The 6808-nt window shown below is 68.4% G+C and carries 7 protein-coding genes; 6 read left to right on the top strand and 1 reads right to left on the bottom strand.

Features of this window, described 5'->3' with window-relative positions:
- The first annotated feature begins 102 nt into the window (after positions 1 to 102).
- The 6 genes from AC4PWQ_RS02670 (at position 103) to ispF (ending at position 5659) form a co-directional block, all read left to right on the top strand.
- Positions 103 to 1248: a sensor histidine kinase gene (locus AC4PWQ_RS02670; RefSeq protein WP_371151387.1), complete on the top strand. Its 1146-nt coding sequence runs from the start codon at positions 103 to 105 to the stop codon at positions 1246 to 1248.
- Entirely contained in the window at positions 1245 to 1931 is a 687-nt protein-coding gene (locus AC4PWQ_RS02675; RefSeq protein ID WP_492089707.1) for a response regulator, read from the top strand. Before AC4PWQ_RS02670 ends, AC4PWQ_RS02675 begins: the two co-directional genes overlap by 4 nt.
- Before the next feature lie 75 nt (positions 1932 to 2006).
- Entirely contained in the window at positions 2007 to 2501 is a 495-nt protein-coding gene (locus tag AC4PWQ_RS02680; protein WP_371151391.1) for a CarD family transcriptional regulator, read from the top strand.
- A 66-nt stretch (positions 2502 to 2567) separates the two neighbouring features.
- Complete coding sequence (locus AC4PWQ_RS02685; protein WP_371177272.1) at positions 2568 to 3425, top strand: IspD/TarI family cytidylyltransferase; 858 nt, start codon at positions 2568 to 2570, stop codon at positions 3423 to 3425.
- Between the two features lie 66 nt (positions 3426 to 3491).
- Positions 3492 to 5141: an MFS transporter gene (locus tag AC4PWQ_RS02690; RefSeq protein WP_371151395.1), complete on the top strand. Its 1650-nt coding sequence runs from the start codon at positions 3492 to 3494 to the stop codon at positions 5139 to 5141.
- The gene (gene ispF, locus AC4PWQ_RS02695; RefSeq protein WP_492089708.1) at positions 5141 to 5659 is read left to right on the top strand and encodes a 2-C-methyl-D-erythritol 2,4-cyclodiphosphate synthase; all 519 of its coding nucleotides are present in this window, start codon (positions 5141 to 5143) and stop codon (positions 5657 to 5659) included. The genes AC4PWQ_RS02690 and ispF overlap by 1 nt, the downstream gene beginning before the upstream one ends.
- 367 nt (positions 5660 to 6026) lie before the next feature.
- On the opposite strand, the gene AC4PWQ_RS02700 is transcribed toward ispF, so the two are convergent.
- A complete protein-coding gene (locus AC4PWQ_RS02700; RefSeq protein ID WP_492089709.1) occupies positions 6027 to 6695 on the bottom strand; it encodes a putative endonuclease domain-containing protein in 669 nt (222 codons plus the stop codon).
- Positions 6696 to 6808 lie beyond the last annotated feature (113 nt).

Here is a 6808-nt window from a genome sequence, read left to right on the forward strand (position 1 = left end):
CACCAGCCGCAAGTGAACGCCCGGCGCAGGCTCGGTTAACAAACGGCAAAGTTTGCGCCCTCGCCGGGTGTCCTGGCCGGTGCGCCCGATACGCTTCGACCCATGCCCCAGTCTTTGCTCGTGTTGGCCGGCCTGCTCGGCATCTTTGTTGGGGCGGCGGCCGTCTTTTCCTTCCAGCTTTCTGACCGCCAGTTGCGGCCCGCCCCCGCAACGGGGGACGACGCTGAGCTGGACGCCCTTTCTGTGCTTTCCGCCCTGCGTTCCTCCGTGGTGCTATTGGATGAGGACGACGACGTTCAGCGCGCCTCTGCGGGCGCTTACGCGATGGGCATTATTTCTGCCGACCGGCTAGCCAACGCCCAGGTGGCCAAGATGGTGGAGGAGACCCGGCGCACGGGACTTCCCGCCAGCGAGAAGCTGGCGTTGCAGCGCTCGCGCCTGGAGGGCAGCGGGCTCATTTACGTGGACGTGCACGTGGCGCAGCTGACCCGTGGGCGCGTGCTTTTGCTGTTGGACGACCGCACCGAGGCCACGCGGCTGGAGCACACGCGTCGGGACTTCGTGGCTAACGTGTCCCACGAGTTGAAGACCCCGGTGGCGGCTATCGCGATGCTGGCGGAGACGGTGGAGGCGAACGCGGACGACCCGGAGGTGGTGCGCCGCTTCTCCGGGCAGATGAGCCTGGAGGCGCTGCGCTTGGGCAAGCTGGTCCAAGAGATCATCGACCTCTCCCGGCTGCAGGAGCCCGACGCCCTGGTGGACCCGGAAATCGTCTCGCTGGATGCCGTGGTGGCGGAGGCCGTGGACCGCGTCAAGGTGGTGGCCCAGGCCGCCCAGGTGGAGCTCGTCGTGGGCGGCGACACCGGAGTGCATGTATACGGGGATGCCGGGCTGCTGGCCACCGCCGTGCGCAACCTGCTGGACAACGCGGTGCGTTATTCGCCGGCCCGCACGCGCGTTGCGGTGGGGGTGAACGTCGTCGGAATGGAAGTGCGCGTGGCGGTGGTGGATCAGGGCATCGGTATCGCCCCCGAGCACAAGGAGCGCATCTTCGAGCGCTTCTTCCGCGTGGACCGGGCGCGCTCGCGGGAGACTGGGGGCACCGGGCTCGGCCTGGCGATCGTCAAGCACGTGGCCGCCAACCACGGCGGGAGCATCCAGGTGTGGTCCGCGCCGGGCAAGGGCTCCACGTTCACGCTGGTGCTGCCCGTGGCCACACTGCCCACAGACATGCAGGAGGCGAAATGACCAGGATCCTGGTGGTGGAGGACGAGGCCGCGATCCGCGAGCCCCTCATGTTCTCCCTGCAGCGCGACGGCTTCGAGGTGGTGGGCGCCGCCAGCGGTGTCGAAGCGCTGGAGCAGTTCGCCCTGCACGACCCGGACATGGTGCTGCTGGACCTGATGCTGCCGGGCAAGTCCGGCACCGAGGTTTGCCACGAGATCCGGCGCTCCTCCCAGGTGCCCATCATCATGCTCACCGCCAAGAGCTCCGAGATCGACCGGGTGGTGGGCCTGGAGATCGGGGCCGACGACTACGTCACCAAGCCCTTCAGCTACCGGGAACTGGTGGCGCGCATAAAGGCCGTGCTGCGGCGCGGCAGCCGGGAGGCGGCCGCGCCCGCCACCACCGTGCTGCAGGTGGGGCGGGTGCAGATGGACGTGGAGCGTCACGAGGTGCGCGTGGACGGGCAGGTGATCTCCCTGCCGCTGCGGGAGTTCGAGCTGCTGGAGCTGTTCCTGCGCAACCCGGACCGGGTGCTCACGCGCGGGCAGATCATCGACCGGGTGTGGGGGCCCTACCACGTGGGCGACTCCAAGACGCTGGACGTGCACGTCAAGCGGCTGCGCTCCAGGATCGAGGAGGAGCCCGCCAACCCTCAATTACTGCGCACGGTGCGCGGCCTGGGGTACAAGTTCGTCACGCCGTAAAACTCATCTTTGCCCTGTTTTCCTTGGAATTTCGTGGTATTCTTGGGGGGCGCGAATTCCTAGGAGTATTCAATTATGAGTTTCAGTGTCGGTGAAACAGTCGTCTACCCGCACCACGGTGCTGCCACGGTTGAGGCAATCACGGAGCGGGTGATCCGGGGAGAGAAGCGCACCTACCTGACGCTGCGCGTTAACCAGGGAGACCTGACCATCCAGGTGCCGGCTGACGCCGTGGACCTGGTGGGCGTGCGCGAGGTGGTGAACGAGGACGGCCTGGAGGCCGTGTTCGACGTGCTGCGCGCCGACTACGCCGAGGAGCCCACCAACTGGTCGCGTCGCTTCAAGGCCAACACCGAGAAGCTGGCCAGCGGCGACGTGGTCAAGGTGGCCGAGGTCGTGCGCGACCTGTCCCGCCGCAAGGCCGGGCGTGGCCCCTCCACCGGCGAGAAGCGCATGCTGGTGCGTGCCCGCCAGATCCTGGTCTCCGAGCTGGCCCTGGCAGAGGGCGTGGACGAGTCGGTGGCCGAGGCCCGCCTGGACGAGGTCCTAGAGCTGCCGGCCTCCGAGTAACCCGCCGCGAAAGCGCCTGCACAGCCCCGCTGTGTGGGCGCTTTCCGTTCCCGCCAAGGAGCAAAAATGACTGACGTGCAGCCGCAGGCCTGGGCCGTGCTCACCGCCGCAGGCTCGGGCACCCGCCTGGGCGCCAACCTGCCCAAGGCCATGGTGGAGGTCGCAGGCGCGCCCATGCTCGCCCACGCCCTGAGCGGCCTGCTGGCCTCCGGGGTGGTGGAGCGCGTCGTGGTCACCGCTCCCGACCAGTGGCTGGGCCAGTTCACCGAGGTGGCCCGGGCCGCCGCAGCCCTTGCAGGCCCCCGAGCCCCGGGCGGCGCCGGCGAGGCCGAGCGCGTGCGCGTCGTGCCCGGCGGAGCCACCCGCCAGGCCTCGGTCGCCGCCGGGCTGGCCGAGCTCGCCAGGTGGGCAGTGCAGCCGGGCACCGAGCCGGCTGCCGCACCGGCCGCCACGCCGGGTGGCGCGCCAGCACAGGGGCAGAAGGCCGACGTCGGCCACCAACAAATCGTGTTGGTGCACGACGCGGCGCGCTGCCTCACCCCGCCAGCCCTCATCGCGCGCGTGGCCCAGGCCGTGGCGGCCGGACACGGCGCGGTGGTGCCCGGCCTGCCAGTGACCGACACGATTAAGGAGGTAGGCGGGCAGGGCAGCGTCGTCCAAGTGACCGCCACCCCGCCGCGCGCCCAACTGCGCGCCGTGCAAACCCCGCAAGGATTCACCTGGGACGTCCTCACCCGCGCCCACGCCGCCGGCACCGGGCGCGCCGGAAACGAGCAGGACGCCGCCAGCGACGACGCCGCCCTAGCCGAAGCGATCGGTGAGGTAGTGGCGGTGGTGCCGGGGGAGTCGGCCGCGCTGAAGATAACCACGCCCCTTGACTTGTACCTAGCCGAAAAACTCGCGGCAGACGCGGCAGGAAATTAACAAAAAACCCGCACCTGGTGCGCCGAACTAGGGAATTGGCTAGCGCAAGCCCTAGGCTCGCCTAGCGTGAGCACAACCCACAACAGTTCCGCCCCTGCGGGAGACGCCCTCCCCGCCGCGACCGAGGGCGGCGCAGCTGCCACCGTCGAAAGCGCCGCAGCGCCCCCGAAACGAAAGGGCAAGCGCGGCAGGCGCGAAAAGAAGAACAACGAGATCTGGAACTGGCCAGTCATCGCCTGGGCACTGTGGGACTGGGGCTCCTCCGCGATGGCCGCCATCGTCACCACGTTCGTCTTCAGCGTCTACTTGACCTCCGAGGCCTTCGGAAACGTGGACGTCTCCACCGCCCAGGTCAGCGCCGGCCTGGCCATCGCCGGACTCATCATCGCCATCCTGGCCCCCATCAACGGCCAGCAGGCGGACAAGGCCGGCAAGGGCGTGCTGCTGCTTGGCTTCAACACCTTCATGATGATCCTCATCATCGTGGCGATGTTCTTCGTGAACCCGCGCGGCGACTACCTGCCCGACTGGCTGATGCAGGCCATGCGCGCACTGCCTGACTTCATCCTGCCCGACGACGCCTCGCCAACCCAGGTCATGCTGGTGCTCGGCATCATCCTGCTGGGCCTGGGCAACATCTTCTTCGAGTTCGCCTCCGTCAACTACAACGCCATGCTCGCCGCCATCAGCAACGAGCGCACCATCGGGCGCGTCTCCGGGCTCGGCTGGGGCCTGGGCTACCTGGGCGGCATCGTGCTGCTGCTGCTGGTTTTCGTGGGGTTCATCAGCCCCGAGGTCGGCTGGTTCGGGGTGACCCCCGAGAACGGGCAGCATGTGCGCGTCACCATGCTGGTCAGCGCCCTGTGGTTCTTCGTGTTCGCCATCCCCGTGCTGTTCACGCAGAGCGGCGTGGGCAAGCGGCGGGCCGCCAAGAAGCTGCTGGCCCGCGCGGACCTGTCCAAGGCCGACCTGCCCACCACCGTCGCCCTGGTGCGTACCGCCGCCGCAGAGACCAAGGGCAAGGGCCTGTTTAGCGCTTACCGAGCCGTGTGGGGCACCATCCGTATGCTGGCCAAGAAGAGCCCCTCCACCCTTTTGTTCCTGGGCGCGTCCGCGATCTTCCGCGACGGCCTGGCCGGCGTGTTCGCCTTCGCCGGCATCATCGCGCTGGGCACCTTCGGCTTCGCCGACGGCGAGGTGATCGTGTTCGGCATCGTTGCCAACGTGGTGGCCGGCATCGCCACCATCATCTTCGGCGCCCTGGACGACAAGCTGGGCCCCAAGACCGTCATCATCATCTCCCTGGTCTCCATGATCCTCTCCGGCATCGGCGTGTTCCTGCTGGCCGGCGGCGGCAAGGCCGTGTTCTGGGTGCTGGGCCTGATCCTGTCCATCTTCATCGGCCCCGCCCAGTCCGCCTCCCGCACCTACCTGGCCCGCCTGATCCCCAAGGGCCGCGAGGGCGAGATCTTTGGGCTCTACGCCACCACCGGGCGCGCCGTCTCCTTCCTCTCCCCGGCCCTGTTCTACGGCGCCATCAAGCTCGCCCAGGGCATCCTGGGGCCGGGCGCGCGCGTGCAGCACTACGGTCTGCTGGGCCTGATCCTGGTGCTGTTCGTGGGCCTGCTGCTCCTGCTACCCGTGCACGCCGTGGCCTCCCCGAAGGCCGCGCGCAACGGCAAGTCCGTGTCCAGCGACGTCTTCGGGGAGAAGTGATGCTGCCCCGAGAAGCGATGGCGCCCCGAGAAGGGATGCTGCTGCCCCGCACCGGGATTGGCACCGACGTCCACGCCTTCAGCGCAGACGCCGAGCGCCCGCTCATGGTGGCGCTGCTGGAGTGGCCCGACGGGCCCGGCCTGGAGGGGCACTCGGATGCCGACGTGGTGGCGCACGCCCTCTGCGACGCCCTGCTCAGCGCCGCCGGGCTGGGGGACCTGGGGTCCAACTTCGGCACCGCAGAGCCGCAGTGGGCCGGGGCGCCCGGGCGGGTGCTGCTGGCCGAGGCGTGCCGGCGCGTGCGGGCCGCGGGCTTCGAGGTCGGCAATGCCTCCGTGCAGCTGATCGGGCAGCGGCCCCGGATCGGGGGGCGGCGCGGGGAGGCCGAGGCGGCCCTGACGGAGTGCGTGGGGGCCCCGGTAGCCTTCAGCGCCACCACCACCGACGGCCTGGGCTTCACCGGGCGCGGGGAGGGCGCCGCCGCGATCGCGACGGCGCTGGTCTACCCGGCTGCCTGAGGGGTTTCTACGGCGAAACTTGTCCAAACGCGTTGAGCCTTGTCCATAGCGGGGTCGCCATCTCCCGCGCTGCGCAGGTCCGCCCCTCCCGGTCTCCCGCGCTAAACCGGTCGACCTAGACCTTGTGCACTCGACCTAGACTTTGCGTGGTGTTCTAAGGTCTAGGTCGGCTGCATAAGGTCTAGGTCGTACGAATTTGAAGCAAATGGACGACGTTCCGCCCACACCACGCGCGGCTCGGTGCCCGGAGCCTGGCGGGCTACGAGAGGGCGTCGCGGGACCTGCTCCACACTGAACACTTCACCGGGACCGCCTGCCGCGCCGCTGGCCAGGTGCAAAGGTGTGGCAAGGTGGCAACGTCGTCCATCTACCGGCCTGCCGCGCGCAGAATGCGGCCGACCAGTCGGTTTGTGTCTGAAAACTCGTCCCACCTGACGCGCACCACCTGCCACCCCGCATCCTGGAGGTCGCGCTGCCGATCCCACATTTCGCGCTTGGCGCGCTCAAATTCGGCAGTGGTCGTGCCGAGCTTGGCCATGCCGTCGAACTCGAATGCCAGGCGCCGGTCAGGCAACGCCATGTCGATGAAGTACCGGTTACGCCCAACCCATTGTTCGCACTGGGTGACAAGTGGTTCGGGGAAGAGCTGCAGTAGAAGATGGTGCAGCTTGGCCTCTGCGGGGTTCTCACAGCCGGCGTCAGCGGACTGAAGTATCTGGAGCGCCCGCCGACTGCCGTTGGTTGGCCCGCAGGTGTCTAGCAGTCTCTGCAGCGTCGCGCGGGCGCTTGCTTCTCGGGCTCTGGAGCCGACCAGATCGAAACGGTCGAAGGCGCTTAGCCTGCGCAGTATCCCGCTCACCGCGATGGCGGCCTCCTCTTCCGGAGCGGTTAGGGCAATCTCAACGGCCGTCTCCGGCAAAGAGTCCACCAGCAGGCCGGCTACCTCGATGGGCGGGAGCCGCTGGGCGCTCCAAACCTGCCGCAGCCGTTGCTCGCATCTCACGCCCTGGTGAACAACTGGTGGCAGCGAGCGCATTTTGGTGGGAGTGGGTGACCGAAGTGAGATGGTTCTGTGTGGGTACAGCGATGCAGTACGCCGTTGAAGCGGCGCACGAAAAACGTCTATGGGTCCCAAGAGACTCGTTGTCA

It is taken from the genome of Buchananella sp. 103232 (genome assembly GCF_058725725.1).